The 18,719-nt window shown below is 57.2% G+C and carries 23 protein-coding genes; 1 reads left to right on the top strand and 22 read right to left on the bottom strand.

Going from position 1 to position 18,719, the window contains the following annotated elements:
• Nucleotides 1–92: 92 nt before the first annotated feature.
• Nucleotides 93–416, top strand: coding sequence for a hypothetical protein (locus ACQAYK_RS02490; protein ID WP_215872332.1), 324 nt, complete (start codon nucleotides 93–95; stop codon nucleotides 414–416).
• A gap of 39 nt (nucleotides 417–455) precedes the next feature.
• Here the strand turns inward: ACQAYK_RS02490 and ACQAYK_RS02485 are convergent, their stop codons facing one another.
• The 22 genes from ACQAYK_RS02485 to ACQAYK_RS02380 all read right to left on the bottom strand — a co-directional run bounded on the left by ACQAYK_RS02485 (nucleotide 456) and on the right by ACQAYK_RS02380 (nucleotide 18,712).
• Complete coding sequence (locus ACQAYK_RS02485; protein WP_215872333.1) at nucleotides 456–827, bottom strand: hypothetical protein; 372 nt, start codon at nucleotides 825–827, stop codon at nucleotides 456–458.
• Nucleotides 828–843: 16 nt separating this feature from the next.
• Entirely contained in the window at nucleotides 844–1,863 is a 1,020-nt protein-coding gene (locus tag ACQAYK_RS02480; protein WP_255790085.1) for a lipoyl protein ligase domain-containing protein, read from the bottom strand.
• An 11-nt stretch (nucleotides 1,864–1,874) separates the two neighbouring features.
• Nucleotides 1,875–2,264, bottom strand: coding sequence for a hypothetical protein (locus tag ACQAYK_RS02475; protein WP_215872334.1), 390 nt, complete (start codon nucleotides 2,262–2,264; stop codon nucleotides 1,875–1,877).
• Nucleotides 2,265–2,385: 121 nt separating this feature from the next.
• Complete coding sequence (locus ACQAYK_RS02470) at nucleotides 2,386–3,780, bottom strand: OmpP1/FadL family transporter (RefSeq protein WP_483167780.1); 1,395 nt, start codon at nucleotides 3,778–3,780, stop codon at nucleotides 2,386–2,388.
• A gap of 140 nt (nucleotides 3,781–3,920) precedes the next feature.
• A complete protein-coding gene (locus ACQAYK_RS02465) occupies nucleotides 3,921–5,057 on the bottom strand; it encodes a radical SAM protein (protein ID WP_215872336.1) in 1,137 nt (378 codons plus the stop codon).
• A gap of 26 nt (nucleotides 5,058–5,083) precedes the next feature.
• Entirely contained in the window at nucleotides 5,084–6,142 is a 1,059-nt protein-coding gene (locus tag ACQAYK_RS02460) for a geranylgeranyl reductase family protein (RefSeq protein ID WP_215872337.1), read from the bottom strand.
• Nucleotides 6,133–7,221 carry a lipoate--protein ligase family protein gene (locus ACQAYK_RS02455; RefSeq protein ID WP_215872338.1) on the bottom strand — a complete coding sequence of 363 codons (1,089 nt, stop codon included), beginning with the start codon at nucleotides 7,219–7,221 and terminating at the stop codon, nucleotides 6,133–6,135. The genes ACQAYK_RS02460 and ACQAYK_RS02455 overlap by 10 nt, the downstream gene beginning before the upstream one ends.
• 19 nt (nucleotides 7,222–7,240) lie before the next feature.
• The gene (locus tag ACQAYK_RS02450) at nucleotides 7,241–8,368 is read right to left on the bottom strand and encodes a radical SAM protein (RefSeq protein ID WP_215872339.1); all 1,128 of its coding nucleotides are present in this window, start codon (nucleotides 8,366–8,368) and stop codon (nucleotides 7,241–7,243) included.
• A gap of 76 nt (nucleotides 8,369–8,444) precedes the next feature.
• The gene (locus tag ACQAYK_RS02445) at nucleotides 8,445–8,882 is read right to left on the bottom strand and encodes a glycine cleavage system protein H (RefSeq protein WP_215872340.1); all 438 of its coding nucleotides are present in this window, start codon (nucleotides 8,880–8,882) and stop codon (nucleotides 8,445–8,447) included.
• Nucleotides 8,883–8,930: 48 nt separating this feature from the next.
• Entirely contained in the window at nucleotides 8,931–9,326 is a 396-nt protein-coding gene (locus tag ACQAYK_RS02440; protein WP_215872341.1) for a DsrE family protein, read from the bottom strand.
• On the bottom strand, nucleotides 9,323–9,769 hold the full coding sequence (locus tag ACQAYK_RS02435) for a biotin/lipoyl attachment domain-containing protein (protein WP_215872342.1): 447 nt from the start codon (nucleotides 9,767–9,769) through the stop codon (nucleotides 9,323–9,325). Before ACQAYK_RS02435 ends, ACQAYK_RS02440 begins: the two co-directional genes overlap by 4 nt.
• 70 nt (nucleotides 9,770–9,839) lie before the next feature.
• Nucleotides 9,840–10,751, bottom strand: a complete 912-nt coding sequence (locus ACQAYK_RS02430) for a CoB--CoM heterodisulfide reductase iron-sulfur subunit B family protein (RefSeq protein WP_215872343.1) — start codon at nucleotides 10,749–10,751, stop codon at nucleotides 9,840–9,842.
• The gene (locus ACQAYK_RS02425) at nucleotides 10,744–11,463 is read right to left on the bottom strand and encodes a 4Fe-4S dicluster domain-containing protein (protein WP_215872344.1); all 720 of its coding nucleotides are present in this window, start codon (nucleotides 11,461–11,463) and stop codon (nucleotides 10,744–10,746) included. Before ACQAYK_RS02425 ends, ACQAYK_RS02430 begins: the two co-directional genes overlap by 8 nt.
• A gap of 26 nt (nucleotides 11,464–11,489) precedes the next feature.
• Nucleotides 11,490–12,281 carry a hypothetical protein gene (locus ACQAYK_RS02420; protein ID WP_215872345.1) on the bottom strand — a complete coding sequence of 264 codons (792 nt, stop codon included), beginning with the start codon at nucleotides 12,279–12,281 and terminating at the stop codon, nucleotides 11,490–11,492.
• 5 nt (nucleotides 12,282–12,286) lie between these two features.
• Nucleotides 12,287–13,342: a CoB--CoM heterodisulfide reductase iron-sulfur subunit A family protein gene (locus ACQAYK_RS02415; protein ID WP_215872346.1), complete on the bottom strand. Its 1,056-nt coding sequence runs from the start codon at nucleotides 13,340–13,342 to the stop codon at nucleotides 12,287–12,289.
• 12 nt (nucleotides 13,343–13,354) lie between these two features.
• Nucleotides 13,355–14,698 carry a heterodisulfide reductase-related iron-sulfur binding cluster gene (locus tag ACQAYK_RS02410; RefSeq protein WP_255790076.1) on the bottom strand — a complete coding sequence of 448 codons (1,344 nt, stop codon included), beginning with the start codon at nucleotides 14,696–14,698 and terminating at the stop codon, nucleotides 13,355–13,357.
• Nucleotides 14,699–14,710: 12 nt separating this feature from the next.
• Nucleotides 14,711–15,394 carry a 4Fe-4S dicluster domain-containing protein gene (locus ACQAYK_RS02405; RefSeq protein WP_215872244.1) on the bottom strand — a complete coding sequence of 228 codons (684 nt, stop codon included), beginning with the start codon at nucleotides 15,392–15,394 and terminating at the stop codon, nucleotides 14,711–14,713.
• A 68-nt stretch (nucleotides 15,395–15,462) separates the two neighbouring features.
• Nucleotides 15,463–15,933 (bottom strand): sulfur carrier protein DsrE2, encoded by a 471-nt coding sequence (gene dsrE2, locus ACQAYK_RS02400; protein WP_215872245.1) that lies wholly within the window; start codon nucleotides 15,931–15,933, stop codon nucleotides 15,463–15,465.
• A 51-nt stretch (nucleotides 15,934–15,984) separates the two neighbouring features.
• Complete coding sequence (locus tag ACQAYK_RS02395) at nucleotides 15,985–16,215, bottom strand: sulfurtransferase TusA family protein (protein WP_215872246.1); 231 nt, start codon at nucleotides 16,213–16,215, stop codon at nucleotides 15,985–15,987.
• 124 nt (nucleotides 16,216–16,339) lie between these two features.
• Nucleotides 16,340–16,657 (bottom strand): rhodanese-like domain-containing protein, encoded by a 318-nt coding sequence (locus ACQAYK_RS02390; RefSeq protein ID WP_215872247.1) that lies wholly within the window; start codon nucleotides 16,655–16,657, stop codon nucleotides 16,340–16,342.
• Between the two features lie 71 nt (nucleotides 16,658–16,728).
• Complete coding sequence (gene moaA / locus ACQAYK_RS02385; RefSeq protein ID WP_215872248.1) at nucleotides 16,729–17,793, bottom strand: GTP 3',8-cyclase MoaA; 1,065 nt, start codon at nucleotides 17,791–17,793, stop codon at nucleotides 16,729–16,731.
• Nucleotides 17,774–18,712 carry a dimethyl sulfoxide reductase anchor subunit family protein gene (locus ACQAYK_RS02380; protein WP_215872249.1) on the bottom strand — a complete coding sequence of 313 codons (939 nt, stop codon included), beginning with the start codon at nucleotides 18,710–18,712 and terminating at the stop codon, nucleotides 17,774–17,776. The genes moaA and ACQAYK_RS02380 overlap by 20 nt, the downstream gene beginning before the upstream one ends.
• Nucleotides 18,713–18,719 lie beyond the last annotated feature (7 nt).

The raw sequence follows: 18,719 nt of genomic DNA, 5'->3' as shown, positions 1-18,719 counted from the left end.
TAAGCTACCTTTTTTCCTCTGCTTCGTCTAGGATAAGCGTGTTTTACCTATCGACATCCATAATGGATTTTATGCACGGAAAAGGGGCTTTCATGAGCAAGACACTCGTCAAGATGGTCAAACTGAACAACCTGCAGTACAACACCAATCGTGACCCGCAGGTCTATCGTCGCGTGGTGGGTCATCCCTTTCGCATCCAAGCCATGCTCGACGGGCAAGGCAGCGCCAAGGTGAGCCTGACCTGCGAAGGCAAGACCCTGAAAGAGAGCAATGTAGAGTTGCCCGGCATGTTCTCCTACGAGCTGACCTTCAAGGATGCGGGCGTGCGGGTTGCCACCCTGACGGTTTCCAGCGACGGACAGAGCGAAAGCCACGAGCTGCTCCTCGACACCGAGGCGCACGCCAAGGTTGGCTGATCGACTGCGGTGCCCGCCTAGTGACGGGCACTGACTGCGTTACCAGGAAAATTGGCGCACGAATTCCGGCAGTTTCTGTAGGATTTCATCCTGATTGAAGAAGCGGTCGGCCCGCGCCGAGCGGGCAGCCAGCCGGTCTTCTTCGCTGCCCCCATAGCAGAAAATGGGGATATTCAGCTGGTGTTCACGACGGATTTCGTCGATCACCGCGTGATCGATCGCCGGGTCTCCCAAATCCAACACCAGAAAACGATGCAGCAGGATCTCCTGCCAATCGTCAAAATCTTCCACCGCCAGAGCTGCAGTCAGCGACCACTCTGCTGGCAGACTGTCACGCGCGAGATCAAGCATTTCCTCATCGCTCGTCATCCATATCAGACGTTTACGTAAACGATCTTCGATACTCGGCATCCCATTCTCCTGTTCTTCATTGATCGGACCAGACGGAAAGTTCTTCCAGTCGTTGCTGCCACAGCCTGGCGCTGCTACCCAGATAGCCATCCAAGAGGCTGGCCAGCAAGGGAGACCGAGCAGCAACGCCAGCCAGGGCCCAACTGAGCTCCGGCGGCCAGGCATCGCTCTCCACTTCCCGATAGCAACCGTCTTCCGTCCAGACACGCAGCCAGGCATCCGGCCAGTGTTGTTCGGTGAGGAATGCCCCAGCGCGCAGCTTGATACCATTGCGTACCCGCCGGCGGCCCTGGCTCTGCCAATCCATAGGCTCCCATTCTACCTGCTGCCATGCGGCACGCTCGCTGGCGTGGAGCTCCTCCTCAAAAATCTGCCAGCCCTGGGCCAGCAGTTGCGCCTTCCACGTACTCTGCAGATCGGCATGGCTGGGCATTAACTTGAGCCCTAGCTCAGTTTCCCAGCTGGTGAGGGAGGCGGACAGGGCGCGCGCCAGGGTATTGCGGAACCCGGGTGACGGCGCGGCGACACTGGCAACAAAGGGATGCCAGTCAGTCTGCAGCAGAAAACTCCCGGCCAGCACCAGACTCTTACCGATGGTAGCAGCACCAGTACTGCCAATGCGTCGCCCGCGACAGCGAAACTCCTGCCCCGCCGCGAGCTTCACTGGCAAACCATACTGCGCATGAACGGCTTGAATGGAGGGCGCCAGCCGCGCCAGCAAGTCCTCCGGACGCCGACACTGCACATCTGGGGTAGCCAGGAGAAAGTAATTCAGATGTGCCGGCTCCACCCAGACCAACCCACCGCCGAGAGGCCGCTGCAGGACAGCTATGGATGCGCAAGCAGCCTCATTCAGCTCCGCGGAGGCAGCCTGAGCAGCACCGAGGCTCAGATGCGCATCGGCCGTCGCCAGCACAAGGAACGCAGGATCATCGGCACGGCGCGCCTCTGCCAGGGCCTGATAGGACTGATGCAGCTCCTCGGCAGTCAAATGCCCGAGATCCAGCCAGCGCAGTTTCCTTTGCTCTGCGAGCACGATGCTCGACTCTACTCGGCGCGCTCCTTAGGCCGGTAAAACGAGGAAAAGTAGAAATCGCGCTCGTTGAGCTCCTCGTGCCAGCGGGCGCGATCCTGCACGCCCTGCTGCATGATGGCAGCAATGGCCATCGCCTGCTCGCCATCGAGGATCAAGATGGCATCGATCAAGTCTTCATCGAGTTCGATGAAATGGGCGGCCAACCCCTGCGGCTCCTGTATATGTACCAAATAAGACTTACACGCAGGATCTTCGGGGTCGAGAGGCGTCATGATCAGGCGTCCCAGATAGCCCATACGCGCCAGCTGGTTGAAACGGGGAATTTCGAGCTTCTTACCCTTCTTGTATTTGTTGAGTTCGTTCTTAAGGGTACTGACATCGGCAATCGGTATGGTCTTCATAGGCTCCTCGTGTATCCACTGCTGCCTAGTGTCTGGCCTGCCGGCCCTCGATGCAAGCCCGTAGAACGCAAAAAGGGGGAGACTTGCGTCTCCCCCGTACCCTTGAGGAGGGGTAAGAGTCTTAGAAGTCGTAGCCGACCTGGACGCCGTAGGAATTCTCGGCCAGGGTCGAGGACGCAGCAGCCTGCTGATCGCCATAGTACGCAAAGGGGGCCGATCCAGGCGCGCCGGTCATGGTATTGGCAAACTCGTGCATGTACGCTTCCGTCAGCTTCCAGCCCATCCCCAGTTTCTGCGTGGCACCAAAGGTGATGGCATTCTGGACAACAGCCGGGAAGATGGTGTTGGCAGCAATCGCGTTACTGTTGTTCGGCACCGGGTTGGATCCCCAGGCATAACCAGCACGGACCTGCAGCCAGTCGTTTACATCATACTGGGTACCAAAGTTGGCAACCCACTGGTTACGCCAGTTCAGAGGCAACGCTTCTACATTTGTGCCTTGCCATGGGCCATAGATATTGAAAGTATTGAGGGTGTTGTGCCAGTTGATCCATTGTCCCTCTACACTAATCAGCCATTGACGAATGGGCCGAATCGCCATGCCCAGAGCGATCTGCTGGGGATAGTTCAAATGACCACTGTACTGACCTGGGTTACCGGGAGTACCGTTGGGAGCGACTTGTGCCCCGCCCTGAAAAGTCATTGGAGTAAAAATCATGGGCGACTTGTACGTCGCGCCCAAGGTGACCATATCGTTAACCTTGTACAAGGCCCCGATGGTAAGACCGACTCCATAGGCCCAAGAAGGAGTAGAAAGATTAACACCCGACGTGACGGGAACTACAGTACTGATCGGACCAACACCAGGCTGCATCACCGTAGCAGGTGCAAACTGGGTCAATGTTTGTTGGAAAGACCCCTGCTCTGCCGCGATATTCAGAGAAGCACCAACTGCCAAATGGGAATTCACCTTCATAGCAAGCGAGGGAGCCATCTGAATGAACGTGATGCTGCTGTAAGCCTGCGCGTATCCACCATAAGGGAGGCCTTGCGGATTAGGAGCAACGTTTTGCAGATAATTCACACCCAAGCCAGATGTACCGTAGACACCGCCACCGAATACGATCCCGTCGCCAAAAGCCGGAGCCACCCAACCGATCGCAGGGATGCCATAAACATTACTGTGGCTACCAATTTCCCCAAAACCCATATTGGTCTTGCGGGTCGGATTGAATACCTCGGCAGAGAAGGCCGCCTGCGGCCGCATCAGGGCCAGACCTGCCGGATTACTGATGGCAGCAGACAGAGGATCATCAGGAGCGGCGACAACCGCACCACCCATACCTACCGCATACTGCCCCACACCGATCAACTGATAGCCGTTGGTGGCGAAAGCATTGCTGGAAAAACCCGCAGCAGCGATGGCCGCGGCAACTGCATAGCCCAAAATTTTCGTCTTCTTCACTTCCTCGCCCTCTGTTGTCAAAACGTGTTTTGATTGTGGCGGATAGAACAAAGTGTTGCAAGAACCGTCACAATCAAAGTTTTTTCGCTTCGATCAAAAGAGAAAATACTGTGATTTGATGATATTTCTTATCATAACATTCTAATGAAACGAAAAAGGGGCCACTCGGGCCCCTTTCGCAGAGATCCAGATCAACCGGGGAACTGCAGGTCCTTCAGGCGCATCTGACGCCGCACGATCTCCACATCCTGCTTGTTGAGGACGAAGGGGAAGGAGCGGATGTCGGACGGCGAAGAGTCCCCATAGGGACGATTGCAGGCGCTCACCTCTTCGTCATCCTTACCCGGGCAACCGGAAGTCTGGAAGGGCTTGCCCGAGTCGATAATGTCCTCGAGTTCCGCCTGCGGGAAGCCAAAGTCTGCCACCCGACCATACTCATCAAAGCTCATGTCTTCAAAACGACCACCAGCATAATCAATGAGAAAGCGACCCAACTGCACCCGCCGCCACTGGTCCTGCGGTACCGGATCCCAATCTTCCATCATCGAGCCCTTTTCCGGGAAGAAGGCAAACATGTGGTTGTGCCCGCCCATATCCTTCATCCGCTGGCAAACCTGCAGGATTTCCTGCTCGGTCTCGCCCATGCCACAGATCAGATGAGCACCAAACTTCTCCGGCCCGTAGATCTCGGCAGCCCACTCGATCGCCTGCCAATACTTGTCCCAGGAATGGGGGCTTTGCACGGTCTTGCCGCGGGTGCGTTCGAAGATTTCCGGGGTGACCGCATCGAGAGCCACGGTGAAGATATCCGCACCCAGCTCTTTCAGGGTGATGAGGTCCTGTTTCTCCATGGTCGTGGGGTTGGACAGGATCGACACCGGAATATGCGGCGCCGCCTCCATCCACCGCTTGAGCACCACTTGGGTATCGTAGTCGGAATCGGGGTGGGTGATCATGCTGATGCACATGCGCTCGAACTGTCCCTTGTCACTGTTGGCGGCAATCCGCTCCAGCATCTCGTCCACCCGAACCGTCGGCCAGTCGACACGGATGAAGTTACGGTCGGCGTAGTCGCGGCTTTCCTCCCGATGCCGGGCCAGACCGCAGTAGGTGCAGTTGGCGCGACAACCTTCGGGATAGGTCATCAACAGATTCAGGCAATGGGTGCAGCTGGTGCGGTGCATCACCCCGGGAATGAGTCCCAGGGTGATGGCTGCCGCCGTGCTCAACTGCACATAGTCGGGAGACCGCATGGCCGGCGTCTTGACGAAGTAATCGGGCCGATAGAAGTTCAGGGGTTGATTGGTTTCCGGGGCTACCGCACTCATGGGACATCCTCCTCGACAATCCGCCCTCAGGCGGCAAAATATTCCTCAAAAGCAATCCATCCAGACCGCATCACGCGATCCTCCTGTGCCGCCGGCTTGCGCCAGACGGCTTCCAGTTCGCGCCGCCGCTGTACGGCGCGCTGGAGCGCCGGACCGAATTGGTCCGTCATATCCTCTGCGTACTCTTCGAGGGCATCCGTATCACCTGCCAGCCAAGCGACGGTCGCCCGCCCGGCGGCTTCGCCGCTGATGACTGCCGCCGGGATGCCGGCGCCGGTAATGGGATGCGTCAGACCTGCAGCATCTCCCAGCAACAGGGCCCGCGCATGTACCATGGGGCGGATTCCCCCCACCGGAATCGCACCTCCGGTGCGCCCAAGGATCTCTGCTCCAACGATACCGCGCTCCTGCATCTGCTGGTGCAGAGTCTCCAGAGGTACCTTGAGGTTGCTCTCGAAACGACGATCCGCCCCCAGCCCCAAATTCGCCACCGCGCCACGGGGAAAGAGCCAAGCATAGCCACCGGGAAAGGCATCGGAGAGGAAGATGTCGGTATCAAAGTATTCCTGCAGGAGTGGCACGGTGTATTGGCGGGTGAAGACCACCGCCTGATCCTCCAGACCGAGAGCTACCGCTACGGCACTATGGGGCCCGTCAGCGCCAAGAAGAAAACGTGGGCGTAGGGCGATGCTCTCGCCGTCGCGCTGCACTACGGCAAGCTCACCATCCCAGGAGCGGAATTGGGTGCGTCGCCAGATCGTTGCCCCCGCGGCTTCGGCGAGCTCTGCCAGGCCTTGATCAAAGCGCGCGCGGTCGATCATCAGGCCGGGAAACGCCGAATGCTCCGCGGCTCCAGAGGGCAGGACGGTGAGCATGCCGCTCACCTCCTGCACCCGCGACAGCGTCTCATGTACCGTGCGCATAAGCGGATTGGGAACAAACTCGGCACACTGCACTGGAACGCCAATCTCACTGCGCTTGTCGACGGCAATGGTATGCAAACCTGCGGCAGCGGCGACCCGGGCCGCTGCCGCGCCCCCCGGTCCCATGCCCACCACGAGTACGTCGCAGTCGATCACGCGCATGGCAACGCCTCGCGTACGACCTGGACGAAATCGCTTGGCTGCAGACCCAATGCATCGACAGGGGTCTCGTGATACCAACGCTCAACGATCTGCGGTAAGTCTTCGATATGACTGTTGCGCAGGGCGGCCTCCAAATCCAGAACCGCGCGCCGCGGTTGGACAAAGAAATCGCCGCTGAAGGCGATTTGCCGAATCCGTTTGCCGCGCTCGTCCCAGAGCAGCTCACTACGCAAGGTGCCACCGTTACCCCGGTGCACGGCCTGCAAGAGAGCTTGCTCACTGCGCGGGCGATCCTGCAGTTGCAGCCATTCCGGGTCGCGCACGATAGCCAAGGCCTCGGGGAGGTATGTCGCCAGCACTTCGGGCATCGGCGTCTCGCGCATGTCCCAAGCGAAGTGGGCGCGGAAACCCTCGACCAATGCCTCTTTGACCTCTGACTTACTGGGTAGCCGCCCCAGCAAGGCACGCAGACTCGTGACGCGGTCCGCGACCGACTGTATCGCGTGGGCATCGAGCTTTTCGAGCGGCACGCGCAGGATGCGCAGCATCCGCGGGATATCCAGATCGATCAGGACGGTGCCCTGAAAGAGCACCACCTGACCATCGATGATGCCGCCGGTGCCGGAGATCTTCCGCCCCTCTACTTCGATATCGTTGCGCGGACGAAACTGCGCATCAATACCGAGCTGGCGCAGACCCAGGGCCGCCGCTTCGCAGATTTCTTGCGCCAAGAAGCTCATGTCCCCAGCAGGCAGGTCTTCCCGCCGACACACCAACTCCCAACCCAGCTGGGTTTCATCGAAGATGATGGCCCCGCCGCCGGTCAGGCGGCGTTGCACCTGCACACTCTCCCGGGCGCAAAAGTCGAGATCGAGTTCCTGTCGAGGGGACTGATGATGCCCGAGTAGGGCGCAGTCACGAAAATGCAGGAAGCGGAAGCTAGCACCTTGCCTGCCGTCGGCTACGGCGGCCATCAGGGCGTGGTCGAGGGCCATATTCTCGTCCGCATCGCGCAGGCCGGTATCGATCACCGCCCATTGCGCCTGGTCGCGCTGCCGCTCTGTCTCTCGCTCAGTCATGATCCTTCGCTTCCAGCACTCAGGCGGTCACGACAATGGGGATATCGCGCAGTGCTGGACGCCGCTTGGGTGCGGCCGGGATATGATCCAATGGAATAGCCCCACTTTCCTCGCCGAGGGCAAGAACCTCTTCGCCGACGATCATCGAACAGCAGGAGGGGGTAACGAAAACGTCGCGATCCAAATGCTTGGCCAATGCCAGCATGCCATCGGAGGGGAAAGCAATGCCGTTCAGCCCCGCCATCACCGCATAGCTATCGGTTTCCATGCGATGCACACCACTGGGTCGCGCACAGCCGAGCAACACTGGGGTGTCCGGGAGGCTCGCACGCGCGTCCATGAAGTATTTACCAACCTCATTGCTCGGTGGGGTGGCAAAGGGCCGACTCTGGCTGGCGTACTGCGACATGATCACCACCAGCACCAGAGCGCTGGGCAGATGCCGCTGCACGATTTCGAGGGAGTTCCATTCGCCCAGCATCTCGCCATAATGGAGCCCAATGACAATATGCGGCACCACCTTCATCTTGGTGGCGACCAACGCCTCCAGCGCCGCTTCAAAATCATCGACACTGCGGCGCAAGTGGTAGACCTGGGAAATGGTATCCTGGGCGCCAATGACGTCCATCATGGCGACGTCAACTCCGGCATCCTCCATACCACGGGCGAATTCTGGCGTGGCGATGCCCGTGTGCATAGCAATCTGCAGATTGGGGTAGCGCGCCTTGATCTTGCTGACCGTCGGAAAATACGGTTCATAATGAACGACGTTCTGATGATCAGAACCACCCGACAACAATAATCCGCGTCCGCCATCCAGAACAATCTGATCGACAAGACGATCGAGCTCCTCGGGAGAGCGCACGGGGATCATCGGTTCGAGAATTTTGGCCTTGCAATGGTCACATTGCAGCTTGCAATCACCACCAGTGATGGAAATGGCCGGGAAAGCATTTTTGCCGCAGCTCGTGGTGGACAGTTCGGAAGTTTCATGATGCCGAAACGATGGAGTATAGAAGTTCATCCGTCCGACCTGACTGCCCGAGAGTCCCTGCCAACGCTCGCGCATCGACGCAACCAGATTGGTATCGAGTTGCAAGTCTTCAAGGGCCTCTACCTGGGAAACAGCGTCCAACCATGGATTCATGAGTTCGTCCGTCCTGCGTCAGTAAAAAGACTTCAGCGGCCACCGAGGCGGCCGCTGAGCGAAAGCAAGAGAAATCTTAGCAGCCGCCGAAGCCGTCAGCGTTCATCTTCTCTTCGAATGCCGCCAGGGCATCTGCTCCGGTCTTGAGCTCACCAGAGTCGCCAGCGAAATCCGCCGGATTCAGCTTGGCAATCCAGCCGCTGCCGTACGGATCCTTGTTGATCAGACCCGGGTCCTTGGCGACCTCATCATTGCTCGCGGTGACCGTACCGCTGACCGGGCTCTTCAACGGACCTACCCATTTTCCAGATTCTACGGTGGCGGCCGACTTGTCTTTTTTGATGTCCTTGCCCGCAGCCTTCGGGGTGTAGGAAACAATCTGGCCGGCCAGGGCGCAGGCATAGGCGGTCATGCCGATGGTCACACTGCCATCGTCTTCCTTGCGCAGCCACACGTTATTTTCGACGTTGTACATCAGATCTTCAGGAATTTCACAACCACGAACGGTACCCATAATGCCCTCCTTAGGGTGTACGGAAAAATCCAGTTAGAGATAAATCCCTCAAAAAAATAACAAGCGATCGACCGACAGAATGAGGTCGGCCAGATCCCCGGCTGAAGCTACGTGGTCGACCTCATCGATCAGGCCCGTCTCTTCCATGGCATATCCGGGCAACGCGGGGCGACATACATAGAGCTCCGCTCCGGCATTTTTCGCATCCCGAATGAATTCGATGATGCGTTTGCCACCTTCCATGGCTGCCATGTTCTCGGCAACACCTTTCTCCATGAGCTTGACCGCCTCCATGGTGCAAAAAATCTTAACCTCTGCATCCATAGATGACAACAAGGACCCCAGATAAAACGGCGTCGCACAACGATGCGCCGTGCTCGGGCCGCTGGTCATGACAATGACCACGGTCTTCTCTTCGTCATCTTCCAGATAGTGACTGCTCATCGCATTCCCCGCTCACAGTGGATGTCGTCCCGCAGACAGCGCGCCTTGTACATCTCGAAGGCGGCATCGCCGGTTACCATGTCCTTCAACGCGACCTCCAGACTCGCCACCGGACGCACACGGGCAATCCAGGCTTCGTAGGGTTCGATATTGAGGAGGTTAGGGTCTTCCAGCACATCCTCGTTGGCAAGTTCGATCACACAGTCGAAGACATTGGGAACCGGACCGGCCCATTTCCCACTTTCAATGGTGGCAACTGGCTTGCCGATGGGTCGCCGCGTACCGGGGCGGCGCACGCGCACATGCAGAATCTTGCCGGCGATGGATTGGGAAATGTCGGTCATGCCCACGGTGAGCGTGCCATCATCCTCACGTCGCGCCCAGACCTGACTTTCCTTGTCATAGTAGAGCTCGGCGCGAAATTCACACCCGTTACATTCCATGGCCTGTTCCTCGTTATATGCTGCGACGAAAAAAAACGCCCCCGATCAGGGGGCGCATTTCGCAACTCGGTCAGACAATCCCTTTAGCAGCAAGGAGATCCATGGAGTCACTGACGTTGTCGGGGATACCGACTTTTCGCGGTGAGAGTCCCATGGCCAAGCCCAGCAGCTGGGTGAAGTAGATGACCTTGACGTTCGATTTAATGCCAAACTCCACTTCCGCGCGCACCTGATGCATTTCCAGACCGGAATGACAGGTCGGACACTCGGTGGCAATAACTTCGGCCCCGGCATCTTCCGCAGCTTGCAGGATGTTCAGCACCAGCTGCGTGGAGGTGTCAGAGTCGGACAAAGTATGCGCACCACCACAGCAGGCAGTCTTCAACGGAAAATCGACCGCCACGGCACCAGCAGCATTGAGCAGATCATCCATGAAATGCGGTGCGTAGGAAGATTCCGAACCGGGGCCCTGATCCTTTTCCGGGAAGATCTGCCGCGGCCGGGTGTACATGCAGCCGTAGTAGTTGGCGATTTTCAGCCCATTGAGGCTCTTCTTCACCCGGCTCTTGATACCCTCCGGTCCGACTTCCTCCATGAACCACTCCAGCGCGTGCAAGCTGCGCACGTCGCCATCATAGACCGGATCGCCAGACTTTTCGGCGAGGTCCTGAACCGTCTTCATGGTCTCGTCCGAGGTTGCGCACTCGTATTCGGTCTGCTTCAGATTGCGATAACAACCATTGCAGGGGGCCATAACGGTGTCGCAACCCTGGAGCTTGCTGGCGATCGCCAAGTTACGCGCAGACATGTAGGTCTGCAGCATGGGGTGGATATTCTTGACCTCCATGGCCCCACAGCAGTTGTAATCTTCGAGATTTTCCATCTCCAGACCCAACTCTTTCACCAATACGCGAGTGGATTTGTCGTAGGGTCCGCCAGAGCCCTCCAGGGCACAACCGGGGTAATAAGCAACCTTAGCCATGATGAGCGGCCTCCTTCTGCGTCTTGACGTACTCGGCAAGCACCTCGCCGGTGCGACCCCAAGATTTGGTCTTGGGACGAAACACGACGTTCAGGCCCATCTTGGCCAACTGACCCAGAGGCATATGCTTGCTGAGATTCTTACCGAAATTGATGATCCAGGTCTGCACGAGTGGCTGGCCGGAACGCTTGAAGAAGCCCATCATGACTTCCGTATCCTCAATGCGACCGAACTCCAGGCACTGATGAGTGAATTCCTCATCGAAGTGGGTAGATAAGGTCTTGGGGGTATACCCATTCTCTTCCAGCCAGTGCGCGGTGGCTTTCATCACGCCTTCGGGACGGACATCTTTGGGGCAGATGTTGGTGCACTTGTTGCAGGACACGCATTGCCAGATGATGTCTTTATCCTTCATCAGCTCCGCCTTCAGACCCAGGCGAATCAGGTAAATCCAGTAGCGCGGGTTGAAGTCCACATTCTGTGCGTACATAGTGCAGGAATTGGTGCAGGAACCGCACTGCCAACAACGATGCACATTCTCACCGCCGCCGTAGCTCTGAATGATCTTTTCGAAATCCGGCTCGTAATCCACCAGGGTACGAGGGGAGATCATGGTATTCCAAGATCCCGACACATCCACACCATCCACGACCAAATGATCGTGTTGGAGAATGCGATCAGGATCGATCAGTGTCTTCTCATGAATAGCCATAACCAAGAACTCCTAAATTTGGAAAACTAATGAACATCTTTGCCTTTGATCCGTGAGCCGCCCATGCGCCGCTGGGTTTCGACTCCCAGCAACTTGTGGATTTGCTCGATGAAATCCGATTGCCCGCCGAAATCCGAGCGCAGGAACCCTTCTGCCATGGCCCGCAAATATTGTGAGTATTGGTATGCCAACAACACATCGATGAGATAGGGCAGATCGCGATACACACCAAGTTCGGACAGCCCTTGGCGCATCCACTCCCGCACACCCTCAAACATCTCCGGGCTCTCCCCTAAGGGAAAGTCGGTGATGTAGTCACCGCCACGCACAAACTCGCGTACCGCTCCGGAACTCGTACCTTGGTCCCAGACCCAGCGGGTCATGAGCGGGTACACTTCCGGGTTAGAGAAGTGCAATAGCTCCGCCGCCAGATCCCGTAGAGCCCTCTGCGCCTTGCCTTCTGCAGGAATTGCCTCTTGAAAGCGCTGCATACGTTGCGGCAAATCTCCGTGGCCGCTGAGCAGGTCAGCGATCGCAGAGCGCAAAGCCGGCGCTCCATAGGCTTCCAGAGTCGGCCAGAGCTTGCGCCGCGCAGTGAACATCCGTTCTACCAACGTGCGCATCCCGTCAGCATCTAATTCCTTGTCAATACGGGAGAGAATGGACTGGAATACCGCGCCCTTCTCCTCCAGCATAGCAATCAGATCAGATAAACCCTGCTGCCCCTCGAGGGCCTCCTCAAGCTCGTAGAACGATTTCTTGAGCAGGCCGACATCGAGATCGATAGGCAACTTGGCCGGCGTTACAGACTCTTGCATCAGACTCAAACGGCCACTTTCTGCGCCGAGAACAGATCCGCCACCGCACGCGAGCCAGCGGACTGACCCTGGGCGATAGACGTATCGATGTCTTCAGGACCGGTAGAAGCACCGCAGGTATAAATACCCTTACGTGTGGTCCCTTGACTGTTGGTGTACTGCTCGGCCTTGTCAATGAAACCGTGCTTTTCCAAACCGATACCAAAGGTTTTGGCGATTTCGGGATTCAGGGCATTCGGATCCATGCCAATGGCATGTACAACGATATCCATGGGGATGACGATCGGACGTTTGACCAGAGTATCTTCACCTTTCACCAGCAGGCGTCCATCCGGAGATTTGGTCACCTCGGCAATACGCGCCTTGACAAACTTGGTCTTGAACTCTTCCTGGCTCTTCCAGTAGAACTTGTCCTCATACAGGCCAAAGGTGCGGATGTCCATGTAGTAAATGAACACGTCGGTGCTTGGAGAAATCTCTTTGATCTCCATGGCCAGATTTGCAGAAACCGTGCAGCAGATCTTGGAGCACCACTCACGCCCAATCTGGCGGTCACGGGAACCGACGCAGAGCAGGATGGCGACGCGCTCCGGCACACGACCGTCCGACGGACACTGAATCTTACCAGTAGCGACCATCTGCTCCATCTGGGAGGTGGTCAACACGTCTTCGTAGGTACCAAAACCCCATTCCGGCTTGTTGATGGAATCGAAGTGGGTGAAGCCCGTAGCAAGCACGATGCTGCCAGCTTCGACCTTGCTGCCGTTGCTCAAGGTTGCGGTGAAATTACCGGCCTCACCATCCAACTGGCTGACCTTGGTAGACTTGTGAATGCTGACGTTGCCGTCCCCTTCGACCCGACTCACCATGCGGCCGATAGCATCCTTGGCCCACTCACCCGAAGGAACCAGCTTGGCATACCCCGAGATGATCGGTGCACCACCAAGAACGTCTTCCTTTTCGACGATAACTGCTTTCTTGCCCATGGCTGCCACGGTGGCTGCCGCCGAAAGGCCCGCCGGGCCCGCACCTACTACTAGAACTGTATCTTGTGCACTCACTGATCGTTCTCCTCAAGCACCCGTCTTCATATTGATGTTCTGATTGGTAGCGAGTTCGGGGTTGTAGAGGTACTCCACATTCCCTTGCTCGACCTGCTTCAGATATTCCTGGAAATCGGCCTTGGCCTTGTCCCAGCTGATGCCCATCTTCTCCACCAGATCCTCACAGGGGGAAGCATGCCACTGCAGCTGCACGATCTTGAACGGATCGGCACCACAGGCCAGCGCGGCCAACTGCACGTCGGCAATGATCGGCACCGAGTAATTCATATCGTGTGCCTTGCCAATCCACTGGTTCTTATCCATGGTGGTGATGCAGCCGGTGTCGATGCCGATCATCACGTCCGCCTTCGCCTCTTCCCGCGCGACCTTGATCTTGCGGTTCATGGTGAAGCTGCGGGTAAACTCGCGCTCGGAAATGATGTGGCGGAAGCCAAAGCCACAGCAGTCATACCAGGTGGAGTAGTCGATGACCTGCGCGCCCAGGGCCTGGGCCATGGAGGTGCCGACCGCGGTGCGGTTGCCGCCGAGAACGGTGTTGTCATAGACCGCATCCTCGGCCACCATCTTGTAGTAGTGGCAGGCGGCATGCACGGTCACCCGGATGTTGCTCATGTCGATGGTCTGCAGGTCGCTGGCAATGCGGTTGCGCATCACGTGCAGCCACTCACTGTAGTGCACCACTTCTTCGGGGATGACGATCTTGCCATCGACCAGACGCCCAAGCTTGCCGAGGATCTTCTTGACCTTCTCGCGCAGCTCGGCGGATTCGATCAGGTACTTGCGGATTTCCTTGTAGTTACCGAAGGAGGTGCCGCAATGCACCAGGGGATAGAAGTGGCCATTCTCGAAGCCGTGCTGCTTGCCGGAGACGTAGGCTTGGTGGAAGTTGCGCAGGAACACCGCCGCCAGGGATTCGACGTTGCCAATGCCGGAGCCATGATAGTTCCAAGCGGTGCAGGAGGTCTGGTCGGTCTCGTCGAGGTAGTCGATACCGAACTTGTTCATGAACCACATGAGGCTGGTGGGATAGCCGGGGATGTTGCCGCACTGCCCACAGCTCTTGTGATGCCAGAGCTGGTTGGTGGGTACCCGCTTCTTCCAGCCGAAAAGGGTGTCGACCTCGATGGGCTTATGGTCATCGCTGATGCGATGGACGATGATCTCGCCTTCCTTCTCGAGCTCCCACATGTGCTCGCGGATGTCGTCCATACGCTCGCCCAGATCCACCGAACGCCGGTCGACATGGTTACGCACCCATGCCGTCGCCGCTTCGGCTTCGTTGGCGTTGAGATTGGTATCCTGGAAAAAGGCGCCGTGACCGGCTACCCCTTGCTGCGTCGTGTTTTCACTCATTTTCGTCACCCCTTACTCGTCGCCATGGCTTTCGAGCCAGTCTTCGTAGTCTTCGCGCTTTTCATCGATGAAGTCCTCGATCACGTCGAAGAGATTTTCATCCATGGTTTCCAGGGACTTCAGCACGCCTGTCATTTCCCAGATGGTGTACATTTCCACGGAGGTCTTCAGCGAAACTTCCCAGGCAGTTTCCACAGTCTGCAGGGTGCGCACCGGGATCGCCTTGCGCAACACACGAAGGTCGCCTTCGACCTTTTGAATGTTTGGACCCCAGTCGGGGAAGTGATCCGGCTGAATCATGTCAGGAGACAACTGGTTGCCGGTAGTGATGAGCTTGAGCATAACGCGCCCGAAGGGCCGCAGTACGTCTTTCGCAGACTGCATGCCATGGCGAATGGAAACCTCGCGCATGATCATTACCAGGCCACCAGGAGAATTCTTGAAGGGGCAACGTGCCGCACAGGTCATACACTGCGCACAAGCCCAGATTTTCTCCTGCATGGCGTCATAAATCTGCTCCACGTTTTCCGTCCACAAAAGCTGGACGATCTCCCGCGGGCTGTAATCGTAAAACTGTGCCGACGGACAGGTGGCGGTGCAGATACCGCAGTTAAGACAACCATTGAGTTCGTGATCGTACCGGAAGTCGGCACGAATCTCGTCGAACATCTCTTTCATTTCAGCGTAAGTCGCCATTTACTTGCTCCTCACTAGCAGTAGTAAGCCGATATCTGTCTGACCGCCACACCTCTGATCCGTTCCGATCAGATGAACAAGGTAATGTCGGACTCGCCCGCAAATTCAAAGAAAGCGGCCGCACCACCCAACTCGATGCCGTCGATGAAATCGGCCGTATCAAACTCGAACAGGTCTACCGTCATCTGGCAGGCAATCATGCGCACTTCCGCCTCGACACACAGTTCACGCAACTCTTCGAGACTCGCCACGCCCTTGGCCTTCATCTTGCTCTTCATCATGGAAGTTGCCATACCTTCCATTCCCGGCAAGACCATCATTAAGGTCGGCATAGGCACCGGCATAGGCATGGCCGGGTTCCCGAGCGGGCTGACTCGCAGATGCCCAAGATCTTTCTTCAGCAACTGCAGGCCATAGAAGGTGAAGAAGATTTCCACGCTATAACCAAGGGCCGCAGCGGTAGAGGCCAGGATGAAGGGCGGATAACCCCAGTCCAACGTACCTTTAGTGGCGACAATCGCCAGTTTCTTTTCATCCATAATTCACTCCTCGAAGGCGCCAGAGATCTATCCTCTGGCGCCACAGGCTCATCAGGCCTTCTGAATGAAGAATACGAACTCGCCACCAGCTTCCGCCTGGTCGAGCAGAGGGTTCTTGGTCTGCTTGGAGAACGCCTCAAAGTCCTTCACTGCACCGGGATCGGTAGCAACGATTTTCAGGACTTGTCCGGCATTCATCTCTCCCAGGGCCTTCTTGGTGCGCAGGATGGGCAGCGGGCAGTTCAGTCCACGGGCATCCAGCAGCTTGTCTTCTTGTACCATTGCAACCTCCACTCTCAAGTCAAACAACAGCGTACGAATGTATCAGGATTTGCCTGCCAAGCAAGGCAAAGATTTTAATTTGTTGATTAGTTCGGCATATTTCAGCATATTCTTATACGCCATGCTAGACGATGGGGAAAGAGCGGTTAGCCCAGCCCGAAATCCCACCTCGCAGGTTGTATACCTCCGAGAAGCCTTGTGCGGCCGCGAACGCGCAGGCCTGCGAGGAACGTCCACCGCTCAGACAATAGAATACCAAGGGCTTCTCCTTGTCGATTTCGGCCATACTCATTGGCAACAGATGCAGGGGAATGTGCTTAGCGCCGCTGATCATCCCGCGGGCAACCTCAGCCGGTGAACGCACGTCAATCAGAGTGAAGGCCTGCGCCTTCTCCTGCATCTCCTTCAACTGCTCCGCGGTAACTTCTTTGAAACCATACATGATCTTCGATCCACCCCACAAATAGCATTCGCTTATGGTAACATCCCTGCGGCATAGAATTCTAATTTATTTCAGCCCCCAAGACGCATCATAAATATTTTTGAAGAGCGTTTGCGATCCTGATCGAAGACATGGCGCTCGGGTTTGTCTTGCCAGATACCCTGTGCGATCGCCTTGCCAAGTTCGACCATACCCATGCCCGAACGAAGCAGGGGACGCAACTCCATACCCGCCTCCTGACCAAGGCAAAAGACGAGACGACCGGTTGCCGTCAGACGTACCCGATTGCAAGTCGCACAAAAGTTGTCACTGATGGGGGTGATGAAACCGATGCTGCCGTATCCGCCCGGCAAGGTGTATCGTCTTGCCGGACCCTGATCGCGACTGTTCGCAAGCGGCAAAAGTGACCCGAAAGCTCTCTCGATTATCCCCCGCGCCTCACTCGCGGAGAGGTAATCCTGCTCCTGACTGCCGCTACCTGCACTACCCAGAGGCATGGTTTCGATGAAGCGAATCTCCAAGCCACGCGCGACCGCGTAATCGACCAGAGAAGCTAGTTCCGACCCGTTGATACTGCGCAATAGGACCGTATTGATCTTGATACGGGGTATCCCAGCCGCACGCGCGGCATCAATGCCGCGTAGTACGCGCGGTAACGTCCCCCCCCGGGTTACCTGTCGAAACTTGTCGGGGTCGAGGGTATCCAAGCTGATATTGAGACTGTTGAGGCCCGCCTGGGCAAGAGATTCAGCCAAGCGATCGAGCAGATAGCCGTTGCTACTCAGGCTGATTTTACCGATACCAAGTTCATTGGCGTAGCGGACGTGCGCCAACAAGTGGGGATGGATGAGAGGCTCGCCGCCGGTAAAGCGCAAATGTTGCAGACCTAGGGCCTGAAAACTGCGTAGGACGAGGTGAACTTCGTCAGGACGCAGATGTTCCTCACGCTCAAAGTACGGCGTGCCTTCCGCCGGACTGCAGTACTGGCAGCGAAAGTTGCAGTGTTCAGTGAGGGATAGGCGCAGGTAAGTGATGCGTCTGCCATACTGATCCCAAAGCTCCCCCGTCTTGGGCAGGCTGCTTACCTGCCCAGAGGAATTGCCGTAGCTGTGCTTGTCAGCAGCGCTGACGACCATGATACAGGTTCACCACATGCTGTGCCTCAACAAAAAACAGCCAGCGCTCCACACCCAGCCCAAATACAATGGATACCGCGGCAATGACCGCCGCAACGGCGGACTGATCCGCCACGGCAAAGGCCAGAGCAATGATCGGCACGATGACCGCGAAGAAATACATCATCAACTTGATGCCGCGTGCCTTGTCGCGCGCCAAGGTATGGCCGAACTCCTCGGTGAGGAAGGTGCCGAAGGTATGCCCCTGGTCCAGAATGCGAACGGTGGAGCGATTGAAACCCGTTGCCGTGCGAATCGTCGGTCCGGAGGGACGGGCGATCCAGAAGTAGTAAATGGCCTTCATCACCGCCACGGCAGCAATCAGGGCAATGGCAATGCCTACAAAAACTCCGGCACTCTCGCCCGTGACAATGCGCACGGCAGCAAGGAGCGTGGCGCCGATGGCGAAACCCATGGCGTAAAAATTGGCCGGCACCAGAGCCGTATTCCATTGGCGAATGGTCCGCAGCACGGCATAGATCATGCCTTGGCAGAAGATGGTGATGAGTCCGATCACCCCTGCCAGACTGGCGAGGATCAGACCGACCGTGGCTTCGGGGGCGCCCGTGACAAAGGTCCAGACCAGGTAGGCAAAAGCAAAGGGATAATACGCAACCGCAAAGATACCTTCGCGGGCCAACCACGAGGTACGCCAGCGAGTGAAGGCCCGCCACGCATTTTTGGGATTGGCAAGATGCGCCGTCGAAGACAGCATGCCGATCGTGACAAAGATCAGCGACAAAATCACCGCAGCCAAGGTCTGCACGGGACTCAGTCCACCATCAATATGGAGATCGTTGACAATGGCAACGAGGGCTATCAGGCCAAATCCGCCGCCAGAAAACAGGGTGAGAAAAATAACTGCCAGTGCCGCGTGCATAACGTCT

This window comes from Acidithiobacillus sp. AC3, assembly GCF_050261095.1.
GTDB lineage: Bacteria > Pseudomonadota > Gammaproteobacteria > Acidithiobacillales > Acidithiobacillaceae > Igneacidithiobacillus > Igneacidithiobacillus copahuensis.
This window is presented reverse-complemented; position numbering and strand designations above follow the sequence as displayed.

Excerpts from the sequence above, each read along its gene's own strand:
- ACQAYK_RS02490 (WP_215872332.1), top strand. The coding sequence starts at position 93 with ATGAGCAAGACACTCGTCAAGATGGTCAAACTGAACAACCTGCAGTAC.
- ACQAYK_RS02485 (WP_215872333.1), bottom strand. The coding sequence starts at position 827 with ATGCCGAGTATCGAAGATCGTTTACGTAAACGTCTGATATGGATGACG.
- ACQAYK_RS02475 (WP_215872334.1), bottom strand. The coding sequence starts at position 2,264 with ATGAAGACCATACCGATTGCCGATGTCAGTACCCTTAAGAACGAACTC.
- ACQAYK_RS02465 (WP_215872336.1), bottom strand. The coding sequence starts at position 5,057 with ATGAGTGCGGTAGCCCCGGAAACCAATCAACCCCTGAACTTCTATCGG.
- ACQAYK_RS02460 (WP_215872337.1), bottom strand. The coding sequence starts at position 6,142 with ATGCGCGTGATCGACTGCGACGTACTCGTGGTGGGCATGGGACCGGGG.
- ACQAYK_RS02455 (WP_215872338.1), bottom strand. The coding sequence starts at position 7,221 with ATGACTGAGCGAGAGACAGAGCGGCAGCGCGACCAGGCGCAATGGGCG.
- ACQAYK_RS02450 (WP_215872339.1), bottom strand. The coding sequence starts at position 8,368 with ATGAATCCATGGTTGGACGCTGTTTCCCAGGTAGAGGCCCTTGAAGAC.
- ACQAYK_RS02445 (WP_215872340.1), bottom strand. The coding sequence starts at position 8,882 with ATGGGTACCGTTCGTGGTTGTGAAATTCCTGAAGATCTGATGTACAAC.
- ACQAYK_RS02440 (WP_215872341.1), bottom strand. The coding sequence starts at position 9,326 with ATGAGCAGTCACTATCTGGAAGATGACGAAGAGAAGACCGTGGTCATT.
- ACQAYK_RS02435 (WP_215872342.1), bottom strand. The coding sequence starts at position 9,769 with ATGGAATGTAACGGGTGTGAATTTCGCGCCGAGCTCTACTATGACAAG.
- ACQAYK_RS02430 (WP_215872343.1), bottom strand. The coding sequence starts at position 10,751 with ATGGCTAAGGTTGCTTATTACCCCGGTTGTGCCCTGGAGGGCTCTGGC.
- ACQAYK_RS02425 (WP_215872344.1), bottom strand. The coding sequence starts at position 11,463 with ATGGCTATTCATGAGAAGACACTGATCGATCCTGATCGCATTCTCCAA.
- ACQAYK_RS02420 (WP_215872345.1), bottom strand. The coding sequence starts at position 12,281 with ATGCAAGAGTCTGTAACGCCGGCCAAGTTGCCTATCGATCTCGATGTC.
- ACQAYK_RS02410 (WP_255790076.1), bottom strand. The coding sequence starts at position 14,698 with ATGAGTGAAAACACGACGCAGCAAGGGGTAGCCGGTCACGGCGCCTTT.
- ACQAYK_RS02405 (WP_215872244.1), bottom strand. The coding sequence starts at position 15,394 with ATGGCGACTTACGCTGAAATGAAAGAGATGTTCGACGAGATTCGTGCC.
- dsrE2 (WP_215872245.1), bottom strand. The coding sequence starts at position 15,933 with ATGGATGAAAAGAAACTGGCGATTGTCGCCACTAAAGGTACGTTGGAC.
- ACQAYK_RS02395 (WP_215872246.1), bottom strand. The coding sequence starts at position 16,215 with ATGGTACAAGAAGACAAGCTGCTGGATGCCCGTGGACTGAACTGCCCG.
- ACQAYK_RS02390 (WP_215872247.1), bottom strand. The coding sequence starts at position 16,657 with ATGTATGGTTTCAAAGAAGTTACCGCGGAGCAGTTGAAGGAGATGCAG.
- moaA (WP_215872248.1), bottom strand. The coding sequence starts at position 17,793 with ATGGTCGTCAGCGCTGCTGACAAGCACAGCTACGGCAATTCCTCTGGG.
- ACQAYK_RS02380 (WP_215872249.1), bottom strand. The coding sequence starts at position 18,712 with ATGCACGCGGCACTGGCAGTTATTTTTCTCACCCTGTTTTCTGGCGGC.